The sequence below is a fragment of the Pseudomonas sp. SBB6 genome, assembly GCF_024213215.1.
GTDB classification, from domain to species: domain Bacteria; phylum Pseudomonadota; class Gammaproteobacteria; order Pseudomonadales; family Pseudomonadaceae; genus Aquipseudomonas; species Aquipseudomonas donghuensis.
In genome coordinates this window covers 110,032-136,509 of sequence record NZ_JANAVH010000001.1, presented here as the reverse complement: position 1 = coordinate 136,509, position 26,478 = coordinate 110,032, and the positions used below count along the sequence as shown (strand labels likewise).

General features: G+C 59.3%; 26 protein-coding genes. 3 read left to right on the top strand and 23 right to left on the bottom strand.

What is annotated here, in order from left to right:
- Position 1: 1 nt before the first annotated feature.
- The 23 genes from hcnB to rpmH form a co-directional block, all read right to left on the bottom strand.
- On the bottom strand, positions 2-1,396 hold the full coding sequence (hcnB, locus tag NLX68_RS00675; RefSeq protein WP_254282139.1) for a cyanide-forming glycine dehydrogenase subunit HcnB: 1,395 nt from the start codon (positions 1,394-1,396) through the stop codon (positions 2-4).
- Entirely contained in the window at positions 1,393-1,707 is a 315-nt protein-coding gene (gene hcnA / locus NLX68_RS00670) for a cyanide-forming glycine dehydrogenase subunit HcnA (protein ID WP_254282137.1), read from the bottom strand. Before hcnA ends, hcnB begins: the two co-directional genes overlap by 4 nt.
- A gap of 161 nt (positions 1,708-1,868) precedes the next feature.
- The gene (glmS, locus tag NLX68_RS00665; RefSeq protein ID WP_254282135.1) at positions 1,869-3,704 is read right to left on the bottom strand and encodes a glutamine--fructose-6-phosphate transaminase (isomerizing); all 1,836 of its coding nucleotides are present in this window, start codon (positions 3,702-3,704) and stop codon (positions 1,869-1,871) included.
- A complete protein-coding gene (locus NLX68_RS00660) occupies positions 3,704-4,483 on the bottom strand; it encodes a DeoR/GlpR family DNA-binding transcription regulator (protein WP_254282133.1) in 780 nt (259 codons plus the stop codon). Before NLX68_RS00660 ends, glmS begins: the two co-directional genes overlap by 1 nt.
- A 187-nt stretch (positions 4,484-4,670) precedes the next feature.
- Positions 4,671-6,038 carry a bifunctional UDP-N-acetylglucosamine diphosphorylase/glucosamine-1-phosphate N-acetyltransferase GlmU gene (glmU, locus tag NLX68_RS00655; RefSeq protein WP_254282132.1) on the bottom strand — a complete coding sequence of 456 codons (1,368 nt, stop codon included), beginning with the start codon at positions 6,036-6,038 and terminating at the stop codon, positions 4,671-4,673.
- Between the two features lie 123 nt (positions 6,039-6,161).
- Positions 6,162-6,581, bottom strand: coding sequence for a F0F1 ATP synthase subunit epsilon (locus NLX68_RS00650; protein ID WP_038997917.1), 420 nt, complete (start codon positions 6,579-6,581; stop codon positions 6,162-6,164).
- A gap of 44 nt (positions 6,582-6,625) precedes the next feature.
- Positions 6,626-8,002: a F0F1 ATP synthase subunit beta gene (gene atpD / locus NLX68_RS00645; protein ID WP_130262132.1), complete on the bottom strand. Its 1,377-nt coding sequence runs from the start codon at positions 8,000-8,002 to the stop codon at positions 6,626-6,628.
- 27 nt (positions 8,003-8,029) lie between these two features.
- Positions 8,030-8,890, bottom strand: a complete 861-nt coding sequence (gene atpG / locus NLX68_RS00640; protein ID WP_166570493.1) for a F0F1 ATP synthase subunit gamma — start codon at positions 8,888-8,890, stop codon at positions 8,030-8,032.
- Between the two features lie 50 nt (positions 8,891-8,940).
- Entirely contained in the window at positions 8,941-10,485 is a 1,545-nt protein-coding gene (gene atpA / locus NLX68_RS00635) for a F0F1 ATP synthase subunit alpha (protein ID WP_010222735.1), read from the bottom strand.
- A gap of 21 nt (positions 10,486-10,506) precedes the next feature.
- Positions 10,507-11,043, bottom strand: a complete 537-nt coding sequence (locus tag NLX68_RS00630; protein WP_254282130.1) for a F0F1 ATP synthase subunit delta — start codon at positions 11,041-11,043, stop codon at positions 10,507-10,509.
- A 12-nt stretch (positions 11,044-11,055) separates the two neighbouring features.
- Positions 11,056-11,526, bottom strand: coding sequence for a F0F1 ATP synthase subunit B (locus tag NLX68_RS00625; protein WP_010222733.1), 471 nt, complete (start codon positions 11,524-11,526; stop codon positions 11,056-11,058).
- A gap of 57 nt (positions 11,527-11,583) precedes the next feature.
- Positions 11,584-11,841, bottom strand: coding sequence for a F0F1 ATP synthase subunit C (gene atpE, locus NLX68_RS00620; protein WP_003097235.1), 258 nt, complete (start codon positions 11,839-11,841; stop codon positions 11,584-11,586).
- A 143-nt stretch (positions 11,842-11,984) separates the two neighbouring features.
- Positions 11,985-12,854: a F0F1 ATP synthase subunit A gene (gene atpB / locus NLX68_RS00615; protein WP_010222723.1), complete on the bottom strand. Its 870-nt coding sequence runs from the start codon at positions 12,852-12,854 to the stop codon at positions 11,985-11,987.
- A gap of 16 nt (positions 12,855-12,870) precedes the next feature.
- Positions 12,871-13,278 carry a F0F1 ATP synthase subunit I gene (locus tag NLX68_RS00610; protein WP_010222722.1) on the bottom strand — a complete coding sequence of 136 codons (408 nt, stop codon included), beginning with the start codon at positions 13,276-13,278 and terminating at the stop codon, positions 12,871-12,873.
- A 149-nt stretch (positions 13,279-13,427) separates the two neighbouring features.
- The gene (locus NLX68_RS00605) at positions 13,428-14,300 is read right to left on the bottom strand and encodes a ParB/RepB/Spo0J family partition protein (RefSeq protein WP_254282128.1); all 873 of its coding nucleotides are present in this window, start codon (positions 14,298-14,300) and stop codon (positions 13,428-13,430) included.
- Between the two features lie 9 nt (positions 14,301-14,309).
- Entirely contained in the window at positions 14,310-15,101 is a 792-nt protein-coding gene (locus NLX68_RS00600; protein WP_010222720.1) for a ParA family protein, read from the bottom strand.
- Between the two features lie 18 nt (positions 15,102-15,119).
- On the bottom strand, positions 15,120-15,764 hold the full coding sequence (rsmG, locus tag NLX68_RS00595; protein WP_038997905.1) for a 16S rRNA (guanine(527)-N(7))-methyltransferase RsmG: 645 nt from the start codon (positions 15,762-15,764) through the stop codon (positions 15,120-15,122).
- A complete protein-coding gene (gene mnmG, locus NLX68_RS00590) occupies positions 15,761-17,653 on the bottom strand; it encodes a tRNA uridine-5-carboxymethylaminomethyl(34) synthesis enzyme MnmG (protein ID WP_254282127.1) in 1,893 nt (630 codons plus the stop codon). The genes rsmG and mnmG overlap by 4 nt, the downstream gene beginning before the upstream one ends.
- A gap of 517 nt (positions 17,654-18,170) precedes the next feature.
- Positions 18,171-19,541, bottom strand: coding sequence for a tRNA uridine-5-carboxymethylaminomethyl(34) synthesis GTPase MnmE (mnmE, locus tag NLX68_RS00585; protein ID WP_254282126.1), 1,371 nt, complete (start codon positions 19,539-19,541; stop codon positions 18,171-18,173).
- An 83-nt stretch (positions 19,542-19,624) separates the two neighbouring features.
- Positions 19,625-21,307, bottom strand: a complete 1,683-nt coding sequence (gene yidC / locus NLX68_RS00580) for a membrane protein insertase YidC (protein WP_254282125.1) — start codon at positions 21,305-21,307, stop codon at positions 19,625-19,627.
- A gap of 2 nt (positions 21,308-21,309) precedes the next feature.
- Entirely contained in the window at positions 21,310-21,555 is a 246-nt protein-coding gene (gene yidD / locus NLX68_RS00575; RefSeq protein ID WP_010222711.1) for a membrane protein insertion efficiency factor YidD, read from the bottom strand.
- Positions 21,548-21,952, bottom strand: coding sequence for a ribonuclease P protein component (gene rnpA, locus NLX68_RS00570; protein WP_010222710.1), 405 nt, complete (start codon positions 21,950-21,952; stop codon positions 21,548-21,550). The genes yidD and rnpA overlap by 8 nt, the downstream gene beginning before the upstream one ends.
- Before the next feature lie 13 nt (positions 21,953-21,965).
- Positions 21,966-22,100 carry a 50S ribosomal protein L34 gene (gene rpmH, locus NLX68_RS00565; RefSeq protein WP_002551315.1) on the bottom strand — a complete coding sequence of 45 codons (135 nt, stop codon included), beginning with the start codon at positions 22,098-22,100 and terminating at the stop codon, positions 21,966-21,968.
- 592 nt (positions 22,101-22,692) lie between these two features.
- Between rpmH and dnaA the strand changes: the two genes are divergently transcribed.
- Genes dnaA through recF form a run of 3 tightly spaced genes read left to right on the top strand, consistent with a single transcriptional unit; the run spans position 22,693 to position 26,477 of the window.
- A complete protein-coding gene (gene dnaA, locus NLX68_RS00560; RefSeq protein ID WP_010222709.1) occupies positions 22,693-24,210 on the top strand; it encodes a chromosomal replication initiator protein DnaA in 1,518 nt (505 codons plus the stop codon).
- A 40-nt stretch (positions 24,211-24,250) separates the two neighbouring features.
- Positions 24,251-25,354 (top strand): DNA polymerase III subunit beta, encoded by a 1,104-nt coding sequence (dnaN, locus tag NLX68_RS00555; RefSeq protein ID WP_010222708.1) that lies wholly within the window; start codon positions 24,251-24,253, stop codon positions 25,352-25,354.
- A gap of 19 nt (positions 25,355-25,373) precedes the next feature.
- On the top strand, positions 25,374-26,477 hold the full coding sequence (recF, locus tag NLX68_RS00550; RefSeq protein WP_010222707.1) for a DNA replication/repair protein RecF: 1,104 nt from the start codon (positions 25,374-25,376) through the stop codon (positions 26,475-26,477).
- Position 26,478 lies beyond the last annotated feature (1 nt).

The following is a 26,478-nucleotide window of genomic DNA, read 5'->3' as shown; positions in this document are numbered from 1 at the left end:
TTCAGGCTTCCGTGCCGAGTTGCTGGAATGCAGAGAAGGGAATCGGATCGATCGGGAAACGCGGCCGCAGCCAGCCAACGTCGGCGCGCCCGGTGGCTTCGCGCAGGCGATCGCTGCAGTAGCCGACACACATGCGCCCCTGGCAGTCGCCCATGCTCACCCGGGTGCGCATCTTCAGCCCGGCCATGTCTTCGACACCCTGCTCCAGGGCCCGGTCAATGTCGCTGCGGGTCACATGCTCGCAACGGCAGATCACCGTGTCCGGCTGCGGCAGGTCGAGCTGCTTGGTACCGCGGTGGGTGTAGCGCTCTACGCCAGCGCGAAAGCGCTTGATCGCCGCCAACTGGCCAAGGTATTTCTCGCGCAGCTCGATGGCCTCTTCAGCGTTGAGCACTTGACGCTGGAGCAGGATCGAAACGGCGGCAATGCGCCCGGTGAGCATCGCCGCTTCGCCGCCACGGATACCGCCCATGTCGCCGGCCAGATGGATGTGAGGCTGGCTGCTTTGCTGCCAGACGTTGCTTTCCGGACGCAGGTAGCCGTCTTCGTTGAAGCCGTGGTCCAGGCCCAGTTGCTGGCTAAGCTGCGTGCGCGGGATAAACCCATAGCCCACCGCCAGGGTTTGCGCCGGTTCGCGCTGGGCGCGGGAGAGGTCCGGTTGCCAGTCGTCGCCGTAGGGTGCCACGGTCACTTCAGCCAGCTCGCCCTCGCCCTTGGCTTCAACCACGCCCCAGCCGTAGTACATGGGGATGCCATTGAGCTTCATGTAGCCGAGCATGCTCAGGCCATCGAGGAACAGCTGCGGCTTGTTCATCAGCGCCAGGCTTTCGCGGGCGATCTTGCTGAACGGGCAGGCTTCATAGACGCCGGCGACTTTCGCCCCGGCCGCGTGCAGCTGGCAGGCCACCAGCGGCAACAACGGCCCGGTACCAGCGATCAGCGTACTGCCCAGGGGTTTGACCACGCCGCTCTTGATCTGCAGTTGCAGCCCGCCGAGCAGCATGACGCCAGGCAAGGTCCAGCCAGCGAAGGGTACGTTGCGCTCGTGGCAACCGGCCGACAGCAACAGGTGGGAATAATCGATTTCGTGCAGGGTTTCTTCGGCGTCGAGCACCATTAGACGCTGCTCGTCACCACCGACCACACGGCTATTCAGGCGCAGGTCGATGCGATCGGCGCACGCGGCAAAATCCTTGTGCAGTTTCTTCAGCGCCTTGCTGTAGCGGGCGCCCAGGTAACCCAGGTCGACGCCACTGCGCAGCGGCCCGCGAAACACCACGCCACCCGGGCGCGAGGCTTCATCGAACAACAGGCTGGAGACACCGTGCTTGGCCAGCTCGATCGCCGCCGCCATACCCGCCGAACCACCGCCGACAATCACTGGACGCAGGCTCATGGTGCCTCCTGCCCGGCAAAGCGGTTGGTCCCGGTTTCGACCCGCATGCCGGGTTGCACCACGGTCTGGCAGGCGCGGCGCTTGGGCCGACCGTTGATCGACACCAGGCAGCAATGGCAGACGCCCATGCCGCAGAAGGCGCCGGTCAGTTGATCGTGATCGTTGCGCGCTACCTGGCGCAGGCCCACGGCGTTGAGCACGCTGAGCACGGTTTCACCGGCGGCGACAGCGACTGCCTGGCCGTTGAGTTCGATGGTCATGTCCGCCCGCGACAGGGGCTGGATATCTAGCTTTCGCTCCAGAGTCTGCATAGCTTTTCGTCCGTGAAAAAGAAACATGGACTGATCACACTATGCCAAGCACGCGCCTGGACTATTGATCCAGGCCAGCTAATGGGCCTGCTTGCCGGACAAACCGACAAAAACACAAAACCCCCGAAAATCGGGGGTTCTGGGCTTAACAACCGCGATCGTTACTCGACAGTCACCGATTTCGCCAAGTTGCGCGGCTGGTCGACGTCGGTACCCTTGAGCACCGCCACGTAGTACGACAGCAGTTGCAGCGGGATGGTGTAGAGGATCGGCGCCAGGGCATCGATGATGTGCGGCACAGCGATCACGTGAATACCTTCGCCGTTGCTCATGCCGGCAGCTTCGTCGGCGAAGACGATCAGCTCGCCACCGCGGGCGCGGACTTCCTGCAGGTTGGACTTGAGCTTTTCCAGCAGCTCGTTGTTCGGCGCCACAGTGACCACTGGCATGTCGCTGTCGACCAGCGCCAGCGGGCCGTGCTTGAGCTCGCCGGCTGGGTACGCTTCGGCGTGAATGTAGGAAATCTCTTTGAGTTTCAGAGCACCTTCCATCGCCACCGGGAACTGCGCGCCACGACCGAGGAACAGGGTGTGGTGCTTGTCGGCGAACAGCTCGGCGGTCTTCTCGACAATCGCGTCCATGGCCAGGGCTTCGCCCAGGCGAGTCGGCAGGCGACGCAGCTCTTCGACCAGCTCGGCCTCGACACCAGCGGCCAAGGTGCCGCGCACCTGGCCCAGGGACAGGGTCAGCAGCATCAGCGATACCAGCTGGGTGGTGAAGGCCTTGGTCGAGGCCACGCCGATTTCCGGGCCGGCCTGGGTCAGCAGGGTCAGGTCCGACTCGCGTACCAGCGAGCTGATGCCGACGTTGCAGATCGCCAGGCTGCCGAGGAAGCCCAGTTCCTTGGCGTTACGCAGGGCTGCCAGGGTGTCGGCGGTTTCACCCGACTGGGAGATCGAGACGAACAGGGTATCGGGCTGCACCACCACCTTGCGGTAGCGGAACTCGCTGGCGACTTCGACCTGGCAAGGAATACCGGCCAGGCTCTCCAGCCAGTAACGGGCAACCATGCCGGCGTGATAGCTGGTGCCGCAGGCAACGATCTGCACATTGCGCACCTTGGCGAACAACTCGGCAGCTTGCGGGCCGAAGGCCTGAACCATGACGTGGTCCTTGCCCAGGCGGCCTTCCAGGGTGCGTTGCACCACGGTAGGCTGCTCGTGGATTTCCTTGAGCATGAAGTGGCGATAGGCGCCCTTGTCAGCGGCTTCGGCACCTTCATGGTACTGCACGGTTTCGCGCTGGACCTGAGTACCGGCTACGTCCCAGATAGTGACCTGGTCGCGGCGGATTTCGGCGATGTCGCCCTCTTCCAGGTACATGAAGCGGTCAGTGACCTGACGCAGGGCCAATTGGTCCGAGGCCAGGAAGTTCTCGCCATGGCCCAGGCCGATAACCAGCGGGCTACCGCTGCGAGCGGCCAGCAGACGATCAGGCTGTTTGGCGCTGATCACGGCCAGGCCATAGGCGCCGTGCAGTTGCTTGACCGCAGCCTTGAGAGCATCGGCCAGGTCCGGCAAGGTTTTCAGGGTGTGATCCAGCAAATGGACGATCACTTCGGTGTCGGTCTCGGAACTGAAGCTATAACCCAGGCCCTTGAGCTTCTCACGCAGTTCTTCGTGGTTCTCGATGATGCCGTTGTGCACCACTGCCAGTTCGTGACCGGAAAAATGCGGGTGGGCATTGTGCTCGGTTGGCGCACCATGGGTGGCCCAACGGGTGTGGGCGATGCCCAGGTTGCCGGCCAGTGGTTCAGCTGCGACGGCAGCTTCCAGCTCGCTGACCTTGCCGATACGGCGGCGGCGCTCGAGGTTGCCCTGCTGGGTGAAGACAGCCAGACCGGCGCTGTCATAGCCGCGGTACTCGAGGCGCTTGAGGCCTTCGATCAGAATGGTTGTGATGTTACGTTCGGCGACGGCACCAACGATTCCACACATTAGTTATGCTCCTGAGAGATAGCGGCGCAAATCACGTTGATGCCGCGGGCTTCAATCTGTTCGCGTGCCTCGGTGGGCAGGCGATCATCAGTAATAAGGGTGTTGACGCTGCCCCAAGGCAGCTCAAGGTTGGGGATCTTGCGCCCGACCTTGTCGGACTCGACCATGACGATCACTTCCCGGGCGACGTCAGCCATCACCCGGCTCAGGCCCAGCAGTTCGTTGAACGTGGTGGTGCCGCGCGCCAGGTCGATGCCATCGGCGCCAATGAACAGTTGGTCGAAGTCGTATGAGCGTAGTACCTGCTCGGCCACCTGGCCCTGGAACGATTCCGAATGCGGGTCCCAAGTACCGCCGGTCATCAACAGCACCGGCTCGTGCTCCAGCTCGCTGAGGGCACGCGCCACATTCAACGAGTTGGTCATGACCACCAGGCCGGGTTGATGACCCAGCTCCGGGATCATCGCGGCGGTGGTGCTGCCACTGTCGATGATGATTCGTGCGTGTTCGCGGATACGTCCCACAGCAGCCTTGGCGATGGCCTGCTTATAGAGGGAGACTGGCTGGCCCTGATCGGTGAACAGTTCCTGCGGCAGGGTGACGGCACCACCATAGCGGCGCAACAACAGGCCATTGGCTTCGAGCGCCGCCAGGTCCTTGCGAATGGTCACTTCCGAGGTTTCGAAACGCTTGGCCAGGGCGTCGACGCTCACCTCGCCCTGCTCATTGAGCAAAGCCAGGATGTTATGGCGTCGTTGGGGGGTGTTACGTTTCGACATGGCGTCTTTAAGTTTCGTTTCGAAAGTTAGTGATGCCAATCAAAACCTATAGCGGCTTGTACGTCAAGGACAGTGGCGTAAAAAACGTGCTGTGAATAACTCGATCCACATCGGGTATTTATCCACAAAATGAAAAAAGGCCGACTTATGCACAATCCAGTCGGCCCTTTGCTCAGCTGTGGGTAACTCAGCTCTTGTTGAGCTTCTCTGGCCGCTTCCAGCCATCGATATTGCGTTGGCGCGCCCGACCAACGGCCAACTGCGCCGCTTCGACGTTCTGGGTGATGGTCGAACCGGCTGCGGTGGTGGCGCCGTCGAGGATATCCACAGGCGCGACCAGGGAGTTGTTCGAGCCGATGAACACGTCCTCGCCGAGTACCGTCTTGAACTTGTTGGCGCCATCGTAGTTGCAAGTGATGGTGCCGGCACCGATGTTGGTACGCGCACCGACTTCGGCATCGCCCAGGTAGGTCAGGTGGCCAGCTTTGGCACCTTCACCGAGGTGGGCGTTCTTCAGCTCGACAAAGTTACCCACATGGGCGCGAGCCTCGAGCACACTGCCAGGGCGCAGGCGGGCAAACGGGCCGGCATCGCTGCCTTCGCCCATGATCGCGCCTTCCAGATGGCTGTTTGCCTTGACCACCACGCCTTTGCGCAAGGTGCTGTTCTTGATCACGCAGTTCGGGCCGATGACCACCTCGTCTTCAATGACCACGCGGCCTTCGAGGATCACGTTGATATCGATGAGTACGTCGCGACCAACGGTCACCTCGCCACGCACATCGAAGCGCGCCGGATCACGCAGGGTCACACCCTGGGCCATCAGGCGGCGGCCTTCGCGCAGCTGGTAGTGACGCTCGAGCTCGGCCAGCTGGCGACGGTCATTGGCGCCCTGCACTTCCATCGGGTCCAGCGGCTGCTCGGTAGCGACCACCAGGCCATCGGCCACGGCCATGGCGATCACGTCAGTGAGGTAGTACTCGCCCTGGGCATTGTTGTTGGACAAACGGCCCAGCCAGTCAGCCAGGCGCGCGCCCGGGACCGCGAGGATACCGGTGTTGCCTTCCTGGATGGCTTTCTGCGCGTCACTGGCATCCTTGTGCTCGACGATGGCCGCCACCTGGCCCTGGGCATCACGAACGATGCGGCCGTAACCGGTTGGATCGTCGAGGGTCACGGTCAGCAGGCCGAGCTGTTGCGCAGTGACCTTGGCCAGCAGACGCTTGAGGGTGTCGACTTCGATCAGCGGGACATCGCCGTAGAGGATCAATACGGTATCGGCACCCAGCGCCGGCAGAGCCTGGGCCACGGCATGACCGGTACCCAGCTGCTTGTCCTGCAGGACGAAGTTCAGGTCATCGGCGGCCAGTCGTTCACGTACCAGCTCCGCACCGTGCCCGATCACCACATGAATGCCCTGCGGCTGAAGCTGGCGGGCGCTGTGGATAACATGGCCGAGCATGGAGTCGCCGGCGACCGGGTGCAGTACCTTGGGCAGCGCCGAGCGCATGCGGGTGCCTTGGCCGGCGGCAAGAATAACGATATCGAGAGACATTGACTGGCTACCAATCCTGGAAGGTCAGCGCTGTGACCAGTAGAAGACATTCGGAAAAAGAAAAAGGGTAGCCGAGGCTACCCTTTAACTCAATCGCAACGGAAGTGATCGGCGAGCGCCAGATTACTTGCCTTTGCGCATTTGCTGGACGGTACGCAGCTGGGCTGCGGCCTCGGCCAGACGTGCGGCGGCGGCGCCGTAGTCGAAATCCGCGCCTTTCAGATTCAGGGCGTTCTCGGCAGCCTTGAGGGCTTCCTGAGCCTGAGCCTCGTCCAGGTCTGCAGCACGTTGCACAGTATCGGCAAGCACCTTGACCATGTTCGGCTGGACCTCGAGGAAACCACCAGAGATGTAGAACACCTCTTGGGCGCCACCCTGCTTGGTCAGCGTGATCGGACCTGGCTTCAGATTAGTGATCAGCGGGGCGTGGCCTGGAGCGATACCAAGATCACCCAGGTTGCCGTGCGCAATCACCATCTCGACCAGACCGGAGAAAATTTCCCCTTCCGCGCTGACGATATCGCAATGGACTGTCATAGCCATCTGCTTGCCTCAACCTGATTAGCGCCCCTTGCGGGGCGCCGGGATTACAGTTTCTTGGCTTTCTCGACGGCTTCTTCGATGCTGCCGACCATGTAGAACGCTTGTTCTGGCAGGTGGTCGTAGTCACCTTTGAGGATGCCGCTGAAGCCTGCAATGGTGTCTTTCAGGGAAACGTATTTACCTGGAGAACCGGTGAAGACTTCGGCCACGAAGAACGGCTGGGACAGGAAGCGCTGGATCTTACGAGCGCGCGATACCAGCTGCTTGTCGGTTTCGGACAGTTCGTCCATACCCAGAATGGCGATGATGTCCTTCAGCTCTTTGTAGCGCTGCAGAACATACTGAACGCCACGAGCGGTGTCGTAGTGCTCGTTGCCGATCACGTTCGGGTCCAGCTGGCGCGAAGTCGAGTCCAGTGGATCGACCGCTGGGTAGATACCCAGGGAGGCGATGTCACGGGACAGTACGACGGTAGCGTCCAAGTGGGCGAAGGTGGTCGCTGGCGACGGGTCGGTCAGGTCGTCCGCAGGTACGTATACGGCCTGGATCGAGGTGATCGAACCTTCCTTGGTCGAAGTGATACGCTCTTGCAGAACGCCCATCTCTTCAGCCAGGGTCGGCTGGTAACCTACTGCCGAAGGCATACGGCCCAGCAGTGCGGATACTTCGGTACCGGCCAGGGTGTAACGATAGATGTTGTCGACGAACAGCAGAACGTCGTTACCTTCGTCACGGAACTTCTCAGCCATGGTCAGGCCGGTCAGCGCTACGCGCAGACGGTTTCCTGGTGGCTCGTTCATTTGGCCGTATACCAGAGCAACCTTGTCCAGTACGTTGGAATCCTTCATCTCGTGGTAGAAGTCGTTACCCTCACGAGTACGCTCACCCACACCGGCGAACACGGAATAACCGCTGTGCTCGATGGCGATGTTACGGATCAGTTCCATCATGTTTACGGTTTTGCCTACACCGGCACCACCGAACAGACCGACTTTACCACCCTTGGCAAACGGGCAAACCAGGTCGATAACCTTGATGCCGGTTTCCAGCAGGTCGTTGCCGCCTGCCTGGTCAGCGAACGAAGGAGCGTCGCGGTGGATACCCCAGCGCTCTTCTTCACCAATCGGGCCAGCTTCGTCGATCGGGTTACCCAGGACGTCCATGATCCGGCCCAGGGTCGCTTTACCGACCGGTACGGAGATGGCTGCGCCGGTGTCTGCAACGTCCAGACCGCGCTTCAAGCCTTCGGTCGAGCCCATCGCAATGGTACGGACCACGCCGTCGCCCAGCTGCTGCTGAACTTCCAGGGTGGTTTCCGCGCCCTGAACTTTCAGTGCGTTATATACACTCGGAACGCTGTCACGTGGGAATTCCACGTCGATGACGGCGCCGATGATTTGAACGATACGTCCGCTACTCATAGCTGGATCCTCTGAATATTTGAACCGTTAAACCGCGGCAGCGCCGCCGACGATTTCCGAGATCTCTTGGGTGATCGCAGCCTGACGCGCCTTGTTGTAGATCAGCTGCAATTCGCTGATCAGGTCACCGGCGTTGTCGGTGGCGTTCTTCATCGCGATCATCCGGGCAGCTTGTTCAGCTGCATTGTTCTCGACCACCGCCTGGTAGACCTGCGACTCCACGTAACGCACCATCAGGCCGTCCAGCAGCTCTTTGGCGTCAGGTTCGTAGAGGTAGTCCCAGTGGTGCTTGAGTTCTTGATCCGGGGTTGCAACCAACGGAATCAACTGCTCGACCGTTGGGGCTTGCGTCATGGTATTGATGAACTTGTTCGATACCACGGACAGACGGTCGATACGACCATCCAGGTAAGCGTCCAGCATGACCTTGACGCTGCCGATCAGATCGTTGATCGACGGCTCTTCGCCCAGGTGGCTGATCGCGGCAACGACGTTACCGCCGAAGCTGCGGAAAAACGCCGCACCCTTGCTGCCAACCACGCAAAGATCGATCTCGATACCTTGCTCGCGGTTGACCGCCATGTCCTTGACCAGGGCCTTGAACAGGTTGGTGTTCAAGCCACCGCACAAACCACGGTCACTGCTCACGACGACATAACCGACGCGCTTTACTTCGCGTTCGATCATGAAGGGGTGGCGGTATTCCGGGTTGGCGTTGGCCAGATGACCGATAACCTGGCGGATACGCTCCGCGTAAGGACGGCTAGCAGCCATGCGCATTTGTGCCTTGCGCATTTTACTGACCGCCACTTTTTCCATGGCGCTGGTAATTTTTTGCGTGCTTTTGATGCTCGCAATCTTACTGCGAATCTCTTTTGCGCCTGCCATGTAACACCTATCAGGTTAGCAAGCGGGGGCCGCAAAGCCCCCGCTGCGGCTTACCAGGTTTGGGTGGCCTTGAACTTCTCGATACCGGCTTTGATGCCAGCGTCGATTTCGTCGTTGAAGTCACCCTTCACGTTGATCTTCGCCATCAGTTCGGCGTGATCACGGTTGAAGTAAGCGATCAGCGCTTGTTCGAAGCTACCGATCTTGGCGATTTCAACGTCGGTCAGGAACCCACGCTCAGCGGCATACAGCGACAGCGCCATGTCCGCGATGGACATTGGAGCGTATTGCTTCTGCTTCATCAGCTCGGTAACACGTTGACCGTGCTCGAGTTGCTTACGGGTGGCTTCGTCCAGGTCAGAAGCGAACTGGGCGAATGCCGCCAGTTCACGGTACTGAGCCAGAGCGGTACGGATACCACCGGAGAGCTTCTTGATGATCTTGGTCTGAGCGGCACCACCCACACGGGATACCGAAACACCGGCGTTCACTGCAGGGCGGATGCCCGAGTTGAACATGGCCGATTCCAGGAAGATCTGACCGTCGGTGATGGAAATCACGTTGGTCGGAACGAACGCGGAAACGTCGCCAGCCTGGGTTTCGATGATCGGCAGTGCGGTCAGGGAACCGGTCTTGCCAGTTACAGCACCGTTGGTGAACTTCTCGACGTACTCTTCGGAAACGCGCGATGCACGCTCCAGCAGACGGGAGTGGAGATAGAACACGTCACCTGGGTACGCTTCACGTCCTGGTGGACGGCGCAGCAGCAGGGAGATCTGACGGTAGGCAACGGCCTGCTTGGACAGGTCATCGTATACGATCAGCGCGTCTTCACCGCGGTCACGGAAGAACTCGCCCATGGTGCAACCGGCGTATGGCGCCAGGAATTGCAGTGCGGCGGATTCCGAAGCGCTGGCAACGACCACGATGGTGTTGGCCAGGGCGCCGTTTTCTTCCAGCTTGCGAACGATGTTGGCAACGGTGGAACGCTTCTGGCCGACAGCAACATAAACACAGAAAATACCGGAGTCTTTCTGGTTGATGATGGCGTCGATCGCCATGGCGGTCTTACCGATCTGACGGTCACCGATGATCAGCTCACGCTGGCCACGGCCGACCGGGATCATGGCGTCGACAGATTTGTAGCCAGTCTGTACAGGCTGGTCTACCGACTTACGCCAGATCACGCCCGGAGCAACTTTCTCGACCGCGTCGGTCTCGGTGTTGCCCAGTGGGCCTTTGCCGTCGATTGGGTTACCCAGTGCGTCGACTACGCGACCCAGCAGTTCCTTACCAACTGGAACTTCGAGGATGCGGCCGGTGCACTTGGCGCTCATGCCTTCAGCGAGGGTGTCGTAGGCGCCCAGGATTACCGCACCAACGGAGTCTTGCTCCAGGTTGAGGGCCATACCGAACACGCCACCTGGAAACTCGATCATTTCGCCGTACATGACGTCGGCCAGACCGTGAATCCGCACGATACCGTCAGAAACGCTGACGACGGTACCCTCGTTGCGGGCTTGGGAGGTCACGTCGAGTTTCTCGATGCGACCCTTGATGATTTCACTAATTTCGGAAGGATTGAGTTGCTGCATTGCTCTGCTGCCCCTTCAAACTCAAGATTTCAATGCTTCGGCCAGTTTCGCGATTTTGCCGCGAACCGAGCCATCGATTACCAGGTCGCCGGCGCGGATCACGACACCACCGATAAGGGAGGCGTCCTCCGTCGCATGCAGGCGCACTTCCCGGCTGAGCCGTGCACTGAGAACCTTGGCGAGTTTGTCTTGCTGTTCTTGGTTCAACGCAAAAGCACTGGTGACTTCCACGTCCACGGATTTCTCTTGTTCAGCCTTGTACTGGTCGAACAAAGCCGAAATCTCCGGCAACAGCTGGAGACGGTCGTTTTCCGCGGCAACATGAATGAAATTCTGTGCCTGTGCATCGAACTTGTCACCGCACACGTCAATAAACGCGGCGGCCTTTTCTGCGCTCGTCAGTCGCGGGGCCTTGAGCAGGCGCTGCATCGTGTCGTCTTCCGACACTGCAGCAGCCAGGCCGAGCATGGCTGACCAATTGGCCAGTTGCTGATGGGCCTGGGCGTGCTCAAAGGCCGCCTTAGCGTAAGGTCGGGCCAACGTGGTCAGTTCTGCCATGATCGCCCTCGCTTAAATTTCAGCGGCCAGTTTATTAACCAGCTCCGCATGCGCGTTTTGATCGATTGTGGCGCCAAGGATCTTTTCAGCACCGCCGACAGCCAGCAGACCCACTTGGGCACGCAGGGCGTCTTTGACACCGTTAATTTCCTGTTCGATCTCGGCCTGAGCCTGAGCCTTCACACGGTCAGCTTCGACGCGGGCCTGATCACGGGCTTCCTCGACGATCTGAGCACCGCGCTTCTTGGCTTGCTCAATGATTTCGGCTGCCTGAGCTTTTGCTTCGCGCAGTTGCTGACCCGCTTTGTCTTGGGCCAACTCCAGGTCGCGAGCTGCTCGGTTGGCAGCGTCCAGTCCATCCGCGATCTTCTTCTGACGTTCTTGCAATGCCGCGATGACCGGAGGCCACACGAACTTCATGCAGAACAGCACAAAAATGAAGAACGCAACGGACTGACCAATCAGGGTTGCATTAATGTTCACGCCAACACCTCGCTCGTTCTTTGTCCATCACACCAAACCACTCGAGAATTCGAGTGATTAGCCGGCGATTTGACCAACGAAGGGATTAGCGAAGGTGAAGAACAGAGCGATACCAACACCGATCATGGTTACGGCGTCGAGCAGACCGGCAACGATGAACATTTTAACTTGCAGCATTGGAACCATCTCTGGCTGACGAGCAGCGCCTTCCAGGAACTTGCCGCCCAGCAGGCCGAAACCAATGGCGGTACCCAGAGCACCCAGGCCGATCAGCAGAGCAACAGCGATAGCGGTAAGACCAACTACAGTTTCCATCTTTCCTCCCGACTTTTACGTCGTATTGGTTAGGTTTTTTAGTTTGAAGCGGTAAAACAAAATCGTTTGGTACAGCTGCCCTTGCGGACTTTTTCGACCCTTCCCCGTACCGGCACAAGGGTCATCAGACACGCCAGGCGGTCTTAATGGTTATCTTCGTGAGCCATCGACAGGTAGACGATGGTAAGCATCATGAAGATGAACGCTTGCAGGGTGATGATCAGGATGTGGAACACAGCCCACGCCCATTGCAGCACCACGCCCAGGCCGCTGAGCCAGAGCAGACCGCTGCCGAACATCACGGCAATCAGGATGAACACCAGTTCGCCGGCGTACATGTTGCCGAACAGACGCAGGGCCAGCGAGATTGGCTTGGCAATCAGGGTGACGAATTCGAGCAGGAAGTTGACCGGAATCAGCAGGATCTGAACGAAGATGTTCTTGCTGCCGAACGGGTGCAGGGTCAGTTCGCCGAGGAAACCGCCGATACCCTTGACCTTGATGCTGTAGAAAATGATCAGGGCGAACACGCTGAAGGCCATGGCCAGGGTCGCGTTCGGGTCGGTGGTCGAAACGGCACGGAACGGAATGTGCGGATCACCGGAGATCAGGATGGCCAGCTGAGGAATCCAGTCGACCGGGATCAGGTCGATGGCGTTCATCAGGAAGACCCAGACGAAAATGGTCAGCGCCAGTGGGGCGATCACCGGGCTGCGGCCGTGGAAGCTGTCCTTGACGCTGCCGTCGACGAACTCAACCAGCACTTCTACGAAGTTCTGCAGGCCGCCAGGCTGGCCGGAAGTCGCCTTCTTGGCTGCCATGCGGAACAGGAATACGAAAAGCAGACCCAGTGCGACCGACCAACCCAGGGTGTCCAGGTGGAAAGCCCAGAAGCCCATTGCCTTGGCTTCTGCTGCGGAATGGGCAAAGCCCCAACCGCCGTCTGGTAGTTGACCGAAGGTCAGGTTCTGCAAGTGGTGCTGGATATAGCCCGAAGCGGTTTCTGCTGCCATGGTTGCCTCAAACGCCCTAAGGTCTCGAAAGTCTTATATTCATCAGCAGGGGCGCGAACCAGCTGACCAACTGGGTCAGCAGAAAGACACCGAAGACTGCTAACGGCGCCAATGGCTTCACTCCTGCGAACGTCAGTGCAAAAAGCACTGCCGTCAAAATCAATTTGCCTGCCTCGCCCGCGTAAAACGACTTGACGATGGCCTGCGCTGCCCTGGCTCCCGTGTAACGAAAAGCCTTCCAGGCGAAATACACATTCGGCAGCCAGGCAATCAGCCCTCCGCAGAGTGCCGAATATCCACTGACCGCCCCGTGCCACTGCCACAACGCCAAAGTTGCCAGCAGAAACACGACACATTGAGCCAACAGTACCGGAAAAACCGCCCAGCGATGGAAAGGCAAGCGGTTTGGCGTGCGGGTTTCCATCACAACTGCTCCTCGAAAGTCGACCAACCAGTCAGCTATGACTTGGCATAATTTGTGCCGACAAAATGCGCGCAGAGTATAGGGGCGGTTTAACCCCTATTCAACTGCCGGGTAGTGATTTCCGACTACGCGCTACAAAAGGAATTGTTTCAGCGGATGTGAGCAAGGACACCTTGCAACTCATCTAGTGAGTTGTAACGGATAACTAACTGGCCTTTGCCCTTGTTGCCGTGGCGGATCTGTACGGCAGAGCCCAGACGCTCTGCCAAACGCTGTTCAAGGCGGGTGATGTCCGGGTCCGGCTTGGCAGGTTCCGCAGGCTCGGGTTTGCCGTTGAGCCACTGGCGTACCAGTGCCTCGGTCTGGCGCACGGTCAGGCCACGTGCGACAACGTGACGCGCCCCGTCGACCTGCTGTTCATCCGGCAATCCGAGCAATGCCCGGGCGTGACCCATCTCCAGGTCGCCGTGGGACAACATGGTCTTGATCACTTCCGGCAACGAGATCAGGCGCAGCAGGTTGGCCACGGTTACCCGCGACTTGCCCACAGCGTCGGCGACCTGTTGCTGGGTCAGCTGGAACTCCTGCTGCAGACGCTGCAGGGCAATGGCCTCTTCCACCGGGTTGAGGTCTTCGCGCTGGATGTTCTCGATCAGGGCCATGGCGATGGCCGCTTCATCGGGTACATCGCGAACCATGGCCGGGATAGTGTCCATGCCGGCCTGCTGGCTGGCACGCCAGCGGCGCTCACCGGCGATGATCTCGTAGCGGTTGTCAGCGATCGGGCGCACCACGATCGGCTGCATCACGCCCTGGCTCTTGATCGAGTGGGCGAGTTCTTCCAGTGCCTGCGGGTCCATGTCCCGGCGCGGCTGGTACTTGCCGCGCTGGATCAGATCGAGCGGCAGGTGTTGCAGTTCCTTTTGGTCGACCTGGACAGCCTGCTCTTCGAGCGCGCTGACGGTCGGACCACTGAGCAGTGCATCCAACCCACGTCCGAGACCCCGTTTCTTAACGGCCATGCGGATTCCTTAAGTTGTCTGTGCAGTGCGGGTTTGACGACGTTGGCGACGAACCAGTTCCCCGGCCAGGGCCAGGTACGCCAGGGCGCCACGCGATTGCTTGTCGTAGGCCAGGGCCGGCATGCCGAAGCTCGGGGCCTCGGCCAGGCGGATGTTGCGTGGAATCACGGTGTCGTACAGCTGGTCGCCGAAGTGTTCCTTGAGCTGTGCGGAAACATCGTTGATCAGGCTCAGGCGCGGGTCGTACATGGTCCGCAGCAGGCCTTCGACCTTGAGCTGCGGGTTCAACCGCTCGCCGATCCGCTTGATGTTATCCACAAGGTCGCTCAAACCTTCCAGGGCAAAGTATTCACATTGCATCGGAATGATCACGCCATCGGCGGCGACCAGGGCGTTGAGCGTCAGCATCGACAGCGACGGCGGGCAGTCGATCAGGATGTAGTCGTAATTCTCGCGGATCGGCGCCAGCGCGGTGCGCAGGCGGCTCTCCTTCATCTGCATTTCCAGCAGGACCACTTCGGCGGCGGTCAGGTCGCGGTTGGCCGGCAGCAACTGATAGCCGCCGTGCTCGGAGAAGTGCATGGCCTGGGCCAGGTCGCATTCACCGATCAACAGGTCATAGACCGAATGTTCCAGGACGTGTTTATCCACACCGCTACCCATGGTGGCGTTGCCCTGTGGATCGAGATCGATCAGCAGCACGCGGCGCTTGGTTGCCACCAGCGATGCTGCGAGATTGATACAGGTGGTGGTTTTGCCCACACCACCTTTCTGGTTCGCGATTGCGAATACCTTAGCCATTCTTGCTTGTGTTCCCAGTCATGCCGTGCGGCGCAGTATCAGCAGATGGCGTTGGCCTTGGCAACCCGGAACGGTCAAGGCCTGCTCGCTATCCACTCTGAAATCTGCCGGCAATGCTACCAGCTCATCGGCAGGATGCAGCCCTTTCATTGCCAGCCACTGCGTCTGGGCGTCACCGAGGTGGCGCGTCCAGTTGGTGAAGTTCTCCATGCTGCTGAAAGCACGGGAAACAATTCCGGTGAAAGGCAGCTCCGGCTGGAACTCCTCGACCCGCTTGTGGATAACTGTGAGGTTATCCAGTTTGAGCTCAAGCTTTACCTGGGTCAGGAAGCGAGTTTTCTTGCCGTTGCTGTCGAGCACCGTGACTTGCTTGTCCGGATGCAGGATAGCCAAAGGAATACCCGGCATGCCACCGCCGCTGCCGACATCCAGCCAGCGCTCGCTGTGGATAAACGGCATGACGCTGAGGCTGTCGAGCAAGTGGCGGGACACCATCTCGTCCGGATTGCGCACGGCGGTCAGGTTGTAGGCCTTGTTCCACTTGATCAGCAAGGCCAGGTAGGCCAGCAGTTGTGCATGCTGGGCCTCGCTCAGCTCGACACCGAGCTGGCGGGCGCCTGTGGACAACTCTTCGGCATGTTGAGGGGTGACCTGAGAACTCAAGCGCTTTGCTCCAACTCGCGGCCTGCGCCGCGTTTTTTCAGATGAATCAGCAACAGGGAAATCGCCGCCGGGGTCACACCGGGGATACGCGAAGCCTGGCCCAGGGTCTCGGGCCGGGTCTGGCCGAGTTTGCTCTGGATTTCCTTGGACAGCCCGGAAATACCGCTGTAATCGATATCGTCGGGCAGGCGGGTGTCTTCGCTGGCGCGCAGCCGGGCGATTTCTTCCTGTTGCCGGTCGATGTAACCGGCGTATTTGGTTTTGATCTCGACCTGCTCGGCCACTTGCGGGTCGATCTCGGCGCCGCCGGTCACTTCCATCAACCCGGCGTAGTCGATTTCCGGGCGGGTCAGCAGGTTGAGCAGGTTGTATTCATGGCTCAACGGCGTGCCGAATTTCTCGGCAATGGCCTGACCTTGGGTGGTGTCCGGGCGGACCCAGGTGGATTTGAGACGCTGCTCTTCCAGGGCGATGCTTTCGCGCTTGGCACTGAACGCAGCCCAACGCTGGTCATCGACCAGGCCCAGTTCACGACCTTTTTCGGTCAAGCGCAGGTCGGCGTTGTCTTCACGCAGGATCAGGCGGTACTCGGCGCGCGAAGTGAACATGCGGTACGGCTCCTGGGTCCCCAGGGTAATCAGGTCGTCGACCAGCACCCCGATGTACGCTTCGTCGCGACGCGGGCACCAGCTTTCACGGCCCTGCGCGCGCAGTGCCGCGTTGGTACCGGCGAGCAGACCCTGGGCACCGGCTTCTTCGTAGCCAGTGGTGCCGTTGATCTGGCCGGCAAAGAACAGGCCGCCAATCACCTTGGTTTCCAGACTGTACTTGAGGTCACGCGGATCGAAGTAGTCGTACTCGATGGCGTAGCCCGGGCGCACGATGTGGGCGTTTTCCATGCCGCGGATCGATCGCACGATCTGCAACTGCACATCGAACGGTAACGACGTGGAAATGCCGTTCGGGTACAGCTCGTGGGTGTTCAGGCCTTCGGGCTCGATGAACACCTGATGGCTTTCCTTGTCGGCGAAGCGGTGGATCTTGTCTTCGATCGACGGGCAGTAGCGCGGGCCGATGCCTTCGATCACCCCGGAGTACATCGGCGAACGATCGAGGTTCGAGGCAATGATCTCGTGGGTACGGGCGTTGGTGTGGGTAATCCAGCAACTGACCTGACGCGGGTGTTGTTCCTTGGACCCCATGAACGACATCACCGGGATCGGCGTGTCGCCCGGTTGCTCGGTCATCACCGAGAAATCCACCGAGCGCCCGTCGATGCGTGGCGGTGTACCGGTTTTCAGGCGGCCAACACGCAACGGCAGTTCACGCAGGCGGCGCGCCAGGGCAATCGACGGCGGATCGCCGGCACGGCCGCCGGAGTAATTCTGCAAACCGATGTGGATAAGTCCGCCGAGGAAGGTCCCGGTGGTCAGTACCACGGAGTCAGCGAGAAAACGCAGACCCATTTGCGTTACCACGCCGCGTACCTGGTCCTGCTCGACGATCAGGTCGTCGCACGACTGCTGGAATATCCACAGGTTGGGCTGGTTCTCGAGAATCTCGCGCACCACCGATTTGTAGATGGCGCGGTCGGCCTGGGCGCGAGTAGCGCGCACGGCTGGACCTTTGCGGTTGTTCAAAACACGGAACTGGATACCGCTCTTGTCAGTGGCCAGTGCCATGGCACCGCCGAGCGCATCGATTTCCTTGACCAGGTGGCTCTTGCCGATGCCACCGATGGCCGGGTTGCAACTCATATGACCGAGGGTTTCCACGTTGTGGGTCAGCAGCAGGGTTTTCACCCCCATGCGTGCAGACGCAAGCGCAGCCTCGGTACCGGCATGGCCGCCGCCGATGACGATCACTTCAAAACGGGAAGGGAAATCCACCACGCACCTCGTGCCTGTTTCGGGAATAGATAGGGATAACGCACAAGTATAGGGACTTACCCCCCTCTAAAGGAACCTTTTGCACAAAATTTAACCAGGCTGTGGATGAATGGCAGGTAATAGAAATTAAAAGAGAGAAATTTATTAAAGCTTTGTTTTTATGTTTATTCTTAGTCAGGCACCTTTCTGTGGATAAGGTTCTACAGGCCTTTATTTACCTTATGTACAGAGATTCAAAACCCTGTGGCCTACCGGGGATGAGCGTTCTGGATAAGCGCTTTAAGCCTGTGGATGAAATGGCCAGTTACCCACAAGGGTAGTTATCTTCAGCCTTGAGGGCCAGTTATCAACGGAGCTGAAGGTGGGTTTTCCACAGGGCTTATTTCACCAAAATGTGGATAGACGCGCAGGAGTCAGCGCAGCACGAGCACTGTGGCTGTCCTGACCGGGAGAAGGGATTGGAGAAAAAGGCTGCTGCAGTCGGGTCCGTTGCAGACCCGACGGTGGATAAGGACGCTTACTTGCCGATGCAGAAGCTGGAGAAGATACGTCCGAGCAGATCGTCGGAACTGAATGCACCGGTAATCTCGCCCAGGGCGTGTTGCGCCTGGCGCAAATCCTCTGCCAGCAGCTCACCGGCACCGGCGAGGGTCAGTTGCGCATGTCCGTGCTCCAGGTGCGCACCGGCCTGACGCAATGCCTCCAGGTGGCGCCTGCGGGCGCTGAAGCTGCTTTCAGCAGTCTGTTCATAACCCATGCAGGCCTTCAGGTGCTCGCGCAGCAGCTCAAGCCCCATGTCGGTGTCCTTGGCACTGAGGGTAATGGTGACGTGACCATCTTCACTCTGTTCCATGGCGACGGCTTCGCCACTCAAATCTGCCTTGTTGCGAATCAGCGTAACCTTGGCCGGATCCGGACGCAGGTCGAGAAATTCCGGCCACAGGGCAAACGGATCACTGGCTTCCGGTGCTGTGGAATCGACCACCAGCAACACCCGATCGGCTTCGTTGATGGCCTTGAGTGCGCGTTCCACGCCGATCTTTTCCACATGGTCATCGGTATCGCGCAATCCAGCCGTGTCGACAACGTGCAGCGGCATGCCGTCGATGTGGATATGTTCGCGCAGGATGTCCCGGGTGGTGCCGGCGATATCGGTGACAATCGCCGCCTCGCGGCCGGCCAGTACGTTAAGCAGGCTCGACTTGCCGGCATTCGGCCGACCAGCGATCACCACCGTCATGCCGTCGCGCAGCAAGGCGCCCTGCCCGGCTTCACGCTGCACTGTGGATAAATTGTTGCGCACCTCATCGAGCATGTTCAGCACGTGACCGTCAGCAAGAAAGTCGATTTCTTCTTCGGGGAAATCGATCGCAGCTTCCACGTAGATGCGCAGGCTGATCAACTTCTCGGTGAGGTTATCCACACGGCGGGAAAATTCGCCCTGCAGCGAGCGCAAGGCATTGCGTGCAGCTTGTGCAGAACTGGCTTCGATCAGGTCGGCGATCGCCTCGGCCTGGGCCAGGTCGAGCTTGTCGTTGAGGAATGCCCGCTCGCTGAATTCACCCGGGCGCGCCAGGCGGCAACCCAGTTGTACACAGCGCTGCAGCAACATATCGAGGACTACCGGGCCGCCGTGGCCCTGCAGCTCAAGCACGTCTTCCCCGGTAAAGGAGTTGGGCCCAGGGAAAAACAGCGCAATGCCTTCATCCAGCACCAGGCCATCTTCAGCGCGGAACGCTCCGTAATGGGCGTGCCGCGGTGTCAGTGCTTTTCCACAGATGGCCAGCCCGGCTTGTTGGGCCAGGGGGCCGGATAGCCGCACGATCCCCACGCCCCCACGTCCCTGGGCGGTAGCGATGGCGGCAATGGTTTCACGCACAGTGTTCATGCTCGAGGGCCTCACGACAAAAACGACAGATAGCAAAACGCCCCACGAGGGGGCGTTTATCCACAGGTTAGCTGGCTAACCCGTCAAGCAGCGGCTTTCTTGGTAGCCTTTTCGATGCTGCGGGTGATGTACCACTGCTGTGCGATCGACAGGCAGTTGTTCACAACCCAGTACAGCACCAGACCTGCCGGGAACCACAGGAAGAAGAAGGTGAAGATGATCGGCATCAGCTTCATCACCTTGGCCTGCATCGGATCCGGTGGAGTCGGGTTCAGCTGCTGCTGGATGAACATGGTCGCGCCCATGATGATCGGCAGGATGAAGAACGGATCCTTGATCGACAAGTCAGTGATCCAGAACATCCATGGCGCCTGACGCATCTCGACGCTTTCCAGCAGAACCCAGTACAGCGAGAGGAAGACCGGCATCTGCACCAGGATCGGCAGGCAGCCGCCCAGCGGGTTGATCTTCTCTTTCTTGTACAGCTCCATCATGGCTTGCGACATTTTCTGCCGGTCATCGCCATGTTGTTCTTTCAGTGCAGCCAGTTTCGGTGCAACGGCACGCATGCGCGCCATGGAACGGTAGCTGGCAGCCGACAGCGGGAAGAACAGTGCCTTGATCAGCATGGTCAGGACGATGATCGACCAGCCCCAGTTGCCGAGCAGGTTGTGGATATGTTGCAGCAGCCAGAAGATTGGCTGGGCAATGAACCACAGGATGCCGTAGTCGACGGTCAGTTCCAGACCTGGGGACAACTCCTTGAGCTTCTCCTGGATCTTCGGACCTGCGTACAGCATGGTGCTGGTTTCGCCTTTACCGCCAGCGGCAACGTTCAGCGCCGGACCGGTGAAACCGATGATGTAGTTGCCTTGGCTGTCCTTACGGGTCTGAACGATGTTGTTTTCAGACGTGTTTGGAATCCAGGCAGTTACAAAGTAGTGCTGCAGCCAGGCTACCCAGCCGCCGGTAACATTTTCTTTCAGATTTCCCTTGTCGATGTCTTTCATCGACACCTTTTTGTAGGGTTCCGAACTTGTCCACAGGGCTGCACCGAGGTAGGTCGCGGTACCGGTTGCGGTGCTCGAGGAAGGATCCGAGCTGGCGTCGCGCTTGAGTTGCGCGAACAGGTTACCGGTCCAGGGCTGTGCGCTCTGGTTGTCGATCAGGTAGGTGACGGTCAGGTCGTACTCACCGCGCTTGAAACTGAAGCGCTTGATGTAGTTGACGCCGGCATCGCTGAACTTCAGGTCGACGACCAGTTGCTCCTGACCATCGGCCAGTTGATAACTTTTCTGATCAGCGGCATACAGCGGACGACCAGACGAACGGGCATCTGGGCCGTTGGCGCCAGTCAGGCCGCTCTGTGCCAGGTAAGTACGCTCACCACCGTTGTCGAACAACTGGAACGGAATGTCCGGATGGTCCTGACGGCGTGGGTACTTCGGCAGCGTCAGCTGGGCGATGTCGCCACCTTGGGGATCGATAGCCAGATCGAGGACATCAGTCTTGACCCGAATCAGATCCTTGCTGACCACTACCGGGGCAAGTTCTGCGGGGCTGGATTCAGCGTTGGCGCTCGGTACATCGGCGCTGGCGCCAGTGTTACCGGCCTGCGCGGTGTCCGGCAGGGCCGGGGCAACGTTGCTGGCAGCAGTATTCTGAGTCGGCAGGGCAGCCTGGCCATAGTCCTGGTTCCAGTTAAGGACCATGACGTAGGACACGATTGCCAGGGCGACGATCAGGATCGTGCGTTTAATATCCATGATTACTCGGCTATCGAAGAAGTACGGGAAGAGGAGGCAGGTGGAACCGGGTCAAAACCACCGGCATTCCACGGATGACAACGCCCCAGGCGACGAACGGTAAGCCACCCACCGCGCAATAGGCCATGTGTTTCGATGGCTTCGATCGCGTAGCAGGAGCAACTGGGGTAGAAACGACAGTGACTGGCCATCAGTGGACTAATGGCATAACGGTAAAACTGGATCGGAACGAGCGCCAGTTTACGCATCTTGACTGTCTACCCCCACAGAGTCGGTGTTAACCACTGGAGCGGGCCGACTGCGTGCAAGGCGCTTCCAGAGCTTGCCAAAATGTTGGTGCAATTCTGGGTTTTCAATCTCGCCCAACCCTTTGCGCGCGACGATCACGATATCCCAACCGGCAAGTGAATGCTGGTTCAGGCGAAACGAATCGCGCATCAGGCGTTTCAGGCGATTGCGTTGAACGGAGAGCTTGACGCTCTTTTTCCCGATCACTAGCCCCAGGCGGGGATGATCAAGACCGTTCTCGCGAGCAAGGATCAGCAGGCATTTCCCTGGAACCTTGCCGGTTGGGGAGTCGAAGACCGCTTTGAAGTGTCGGGGAATAAGCAGACGCTTTTCCCGACTGAAGTCCTGACTCACCACCAGTGCCGAAAAATCAAACTGCCAGGCGCTTACGGCCTTTGGCACGGCGACGCGACAGAACGGCACGACCGTTCTTGGTGGCCATACGGGCACGGAAACCGTGAGTGCGAGCGCGCTTGATGGTGCTTGGTTGGAAAGTACGTTTCATGGCGTGTTACCTGGTTCGTCGACAACGGGCCGGAATGGCCCCCGTTTTAAGAGACCGGCGATTCTAGAGAAAGCAGGGCCGTAGGTCAATTTCCAACCAGCTTTTCCTTATGGACGGAAAATCGGCCTCATTCGGTGGCTCACCCGGTTTGCCCTGACAGCCCCCGAGCAACGGATCACTTAAACATAGAAAAAAAGAGAGGACTTATTTAAAGCTTTTTAGTGAATCTTATAAAGCTTATGTCGACAATTTCTGTGGATAACAAGCTACAGGCCTTTAAATACCTTATGTACAGAGGAAAGAAACCTTGTCGAGAAGAGGTGTTCTGACTGTGTTGTAGCCTCGGAAAAGCTGTGGATCAAATGGGCTGTTATCCACAGGCAGGTTATCCACCGATTTCGACCCCCAGTTGTGCAAAGACCTCAGGTGCGGTTATCCACAGGGCTTATTCACATGCCCGGAACGGCATTTTGGTCACTAAACTGCTGATTTATCGCCATCCTCGACGCACCTGCATGTGGATAACTGCGCTGGCGCTGGGTACAATGGGCGCTTGTTTTTGCCTCACCGGCTTTCAACTCAGGGGATATCCGTGTCAGTGGAACTTTGGCAGCAGTGCGTGGAGCTTCTGCGCGATGAACTGCCTGCCCAGCAATTCAACACCTGGATCCGTCCGCTACAGGTCGAAGCCGAAGGCGACGAGTTGCGCGTCTATGCGCCCAACCGTTTCGTTCTCGACTGGGTCAATGAAAAGTACCTGAGCCGTCTGCTCGAGCTGCTGGGTGAACACGGCAACGGTATTGCACCTGCGCTTTCCTTATTAATAGGCAGCAGACGCAGTTCGGCACCGCGCGCCGCGCCCAATGCACCGCTCGCCGCTGCCGTGGCTGCATCCCAGGCCCAGGCGGCGCAAACGGCGGTGGTCAACGAACCAGTCGCAGCTCCTGTTGCTGCCCCTGCCGCGACGGTTGAAGTCGAGGACGCGCCTTCGCGAGACAGCTTCGATTCCATGGGCGAGGCCAATGCCGCCCCGGCGCCAAGCGGTCGCACCGAACAACGCACTGTGCAGGTTGAGGGTGCGCTCAAGCACACCAGCTACCTGAACCGCACCTTTACCTTCGAGAACTTCGTTGAAGGTAAGTCCAACCAGCTGGCCCGCGCTGCGGCCTGGCAGGTTGCCGACAACCCCAAGCATGGCTACAACCCGTTGTTCCTGTACGGCGGCGTGGGCCTGGGTAAAACTCACTTGATGCACGCTGTGGGTAACCACCTGCTCAAGAAGAATCCGAATGCCAAGGTGGTGTACCTGCACTCCGAGCGTTTTGTCGCCGACATGGTCAAGGCGCTGCAACTTAATGCAATCAATGAGTTCAAGCGCTTCTACCGTTCAGTTGATGCGCTGCTGATCGATGACATTCAGTTCTTTGCCCGCAAAGAGCGTTCCCAGGAAGAGTTTTTCCACACCTTCAACGCCCTGCTCGAAGGCGGTCAGCAGGTCATTCTGACCAGCGACCGTTATCCGAAGGAAATCGAAGGGTTGGAAGAGCGCCTGAAGTCGCGTTTCGGCTGGGGCCTGACCGTTGCGGTAGAGCCACCGGAGCTCGAAACCCGGGTAGCGATCCTGATGAAGAAGGCCGATCAGGCCAAGGTCGACCTGCCGCATGATGCTGCTTTCTTTATCGCCCAACGGATTCGCTCCAACGTGCGCGAACTCGAAGGCGCCCTGAAGCGGGTGATCGCTCACTCGCACTTCATGGGCCGCGACATCACCATCGAGCTGATTCGCGAGTCGCTCAAGGATCTTCTGGCACTGCAGGACAAACTGGTGAGTGTGGATAACATCCAGCGCACCGTTGCCGAGTACTACAAGATCAAGATCTCCGATCTGTTGTCCAAGCGTCGTTCCCGTTCGGTAGCCCGTCCGCGGCAGGTCGCCATGGCCTTGTCCAAAGAGCTGACCAACCACAGCCTGCCGGAAATCGGCGACGTATTCGGCGGCCGCGATCACACCACCGTGTTGCATGCGTGCCGCAAGATCAACGAACTCAAGGAATCCGACGCGGATATCCGCGAGGACTACAAGAACCTGCTGCGGACTCTGACGACTTGATGAACGTCAGCGCAGCTTATTAAAGGCAAGGGACTAGACCATGCATTTCACCATTCAACGCGAAGCCCTGTTGAAACCCCTGCAACTGGTCGCAGGCGTCGTCGAGCGCCGCCAGACCTTGCCGGTACTGTCCAACGTACTGCTGGTGGTACAGGGTCAGCAATTGTCGCTGACCGGTACTGACCTGGAAGTGGAACTGGTTGGCCGCGTGCAACTGGAAGAGCCGGCCGAGCCTGGCGAGATCACTGTTCCTGCACGCAAGCTGATGGATATCTGCAAAAGCCTGCCGAACGATGCGCTGATCGACATCAAGCTCGATGAGCAAAAGTTGGTGGTAAAGGCAGGCCGCAGCCGCTTCACCCTGTCGACCCTGCCGGCCAACGATTTCCCGACAGTGGAAGAAGGCCCGGGCTCGCTGACCTGCAACCTGGAGCAAAGCCGGCTGCGTCGCCTGATCGAGCGCACCAGCTTCGCCATGGCCCAGCAGGACGTGCGCTACTACCTCAACGGCATGCTGCTGGAAGTGTCCACTGACACCCTGCGCGCCGTCGCCACCGACGGCCACCGTCTGGCCATGTGCTCGATGCGTGCCGATATCGGTCAAGCTGATCGCCACCAGGTCATCGTACCGCGCAAAGGCATCCTGGAGCTGGCGCGTCTGCTCACCGAGCCGGACGGCATGGTCAGCATCGTTCTGGGTCAGCACCACATTCGTGCCACCACCGGTGAATTCACCTTCACCTCGAAGCTGGTCGATGGCAAGTTCCCAGATTACGAGCGTGTACTGCCCAAGGGTGGTGACAAGCTGGTGGTCGGCGATCGTCAGGCGCTGCGCGAAGCCTTCAGCCGTACCGCGATTCTGTCCAACGAGAAGTACCGCGGCATTCGTCTGCAACTGGCCAATGCCCAGTTGAAGATCCAGGCCAACAACCCTGAGCAGGAAGAAGCGGAAGAAGAAATCAGCGTCGAGTACAACGGTAGCTCGCTGGAAATCGGCTTTAACGTCAGCTACTTGCTGGACGTACTGGGTGTCATGACCACTGAGCAGGTTCGTCTGATCCTGTCGGACTCCAACAGCAGTGCCCTGCTGCAGGAAGCTGACAACGACGACTCCGCTTACGTTGTCATGCCGATGCGTCTGTAATTTGTCCAGCAGACTCTAGATGTCCCTCAGTCGCGTTTCTGTCACCGCGGTGCGTAACCTGCACCCGGTGACCTTCTCCCCCTCCCCCCGCATAAACATTCTGTACGGCGCCAACGGCAGCGGTAAAACCAGCGTGCTGGAAGCCGTTCATCTGCTGGGCCTCGCCCGTTCCTTCCGCAGCACTCGGCTAACCCCGGTCATTCAGTACGAGCAGCTGGCTTGTACCGTGTTCGGCCAGGTCGAGTTAAGTGAAGGCGGGTCGAGCAACCTGGGGATCTCGCGGGATCGGCAAGGCGAATTCACCATCCGCATTGACGGGCAGAACGCTCGTAGTGCTGCGCAATTGGCAGAGATTCTGCCCCTGCAACTGATCAACCCGGACAGTTTTCGCCTGCTTGAAGGTGCGCCGAAAATTCGCCGGCAGTTCCTCGATTGGGGGGTGTTCCACGTGGAACCCCGCTTCATGGCCACATGGCAACGCCTGCAGAAGGCTTTGCGGCAGCGGAACTCATGGTTGCGGCATGGTACACTTGACGCTGTTTCGCAAGCGGCCTGGGACCGGGAACTGTGCCTGGCCAGCGCGGAAATAGATGAATACCGTCGCAATTACATCAAGGCCTTGAAGCCCGTCTTTGAGCAAACCCTGAGCGATTTGGTCGAGCTCGAAGGGCTGACCCTGAGCTATTACCGTGGCTGGGACAAGGATCGCGAACTCAGTGAGGTGCTCGCCTCCTCCCTGCAACGTGATCAGCACATGGGCCATACCCAGGCCGGCCCACAACGCGCGGACCTGCGCCTGAGACTCGGCGCCCATAACGCGGCCGACATTTTGTCTCGCGGCCAGCAGAAGCTGGTGGTCTGTGCATTGCGTATCGCCCAAGGCCATTTGGTTAGCCAGGCGCGTCGCGGCCAATGTATTTATCTGGTGGATGACTTGCCGTCGGAACTCGACGACCAGCACCGCCGCGCACTTTGTCGCTTGTTGGAAGACTTACGCTGCCAGGTGTTTATCACCTGTGTAGATCAAGAATTATTGAGGGAAGGCTGGCAGACGGAAACGCCAGTTGCTTTGTTCCACGTGGAACAGGGCCGTATCACCCAGACCCACGACCATCGGGAGTGAA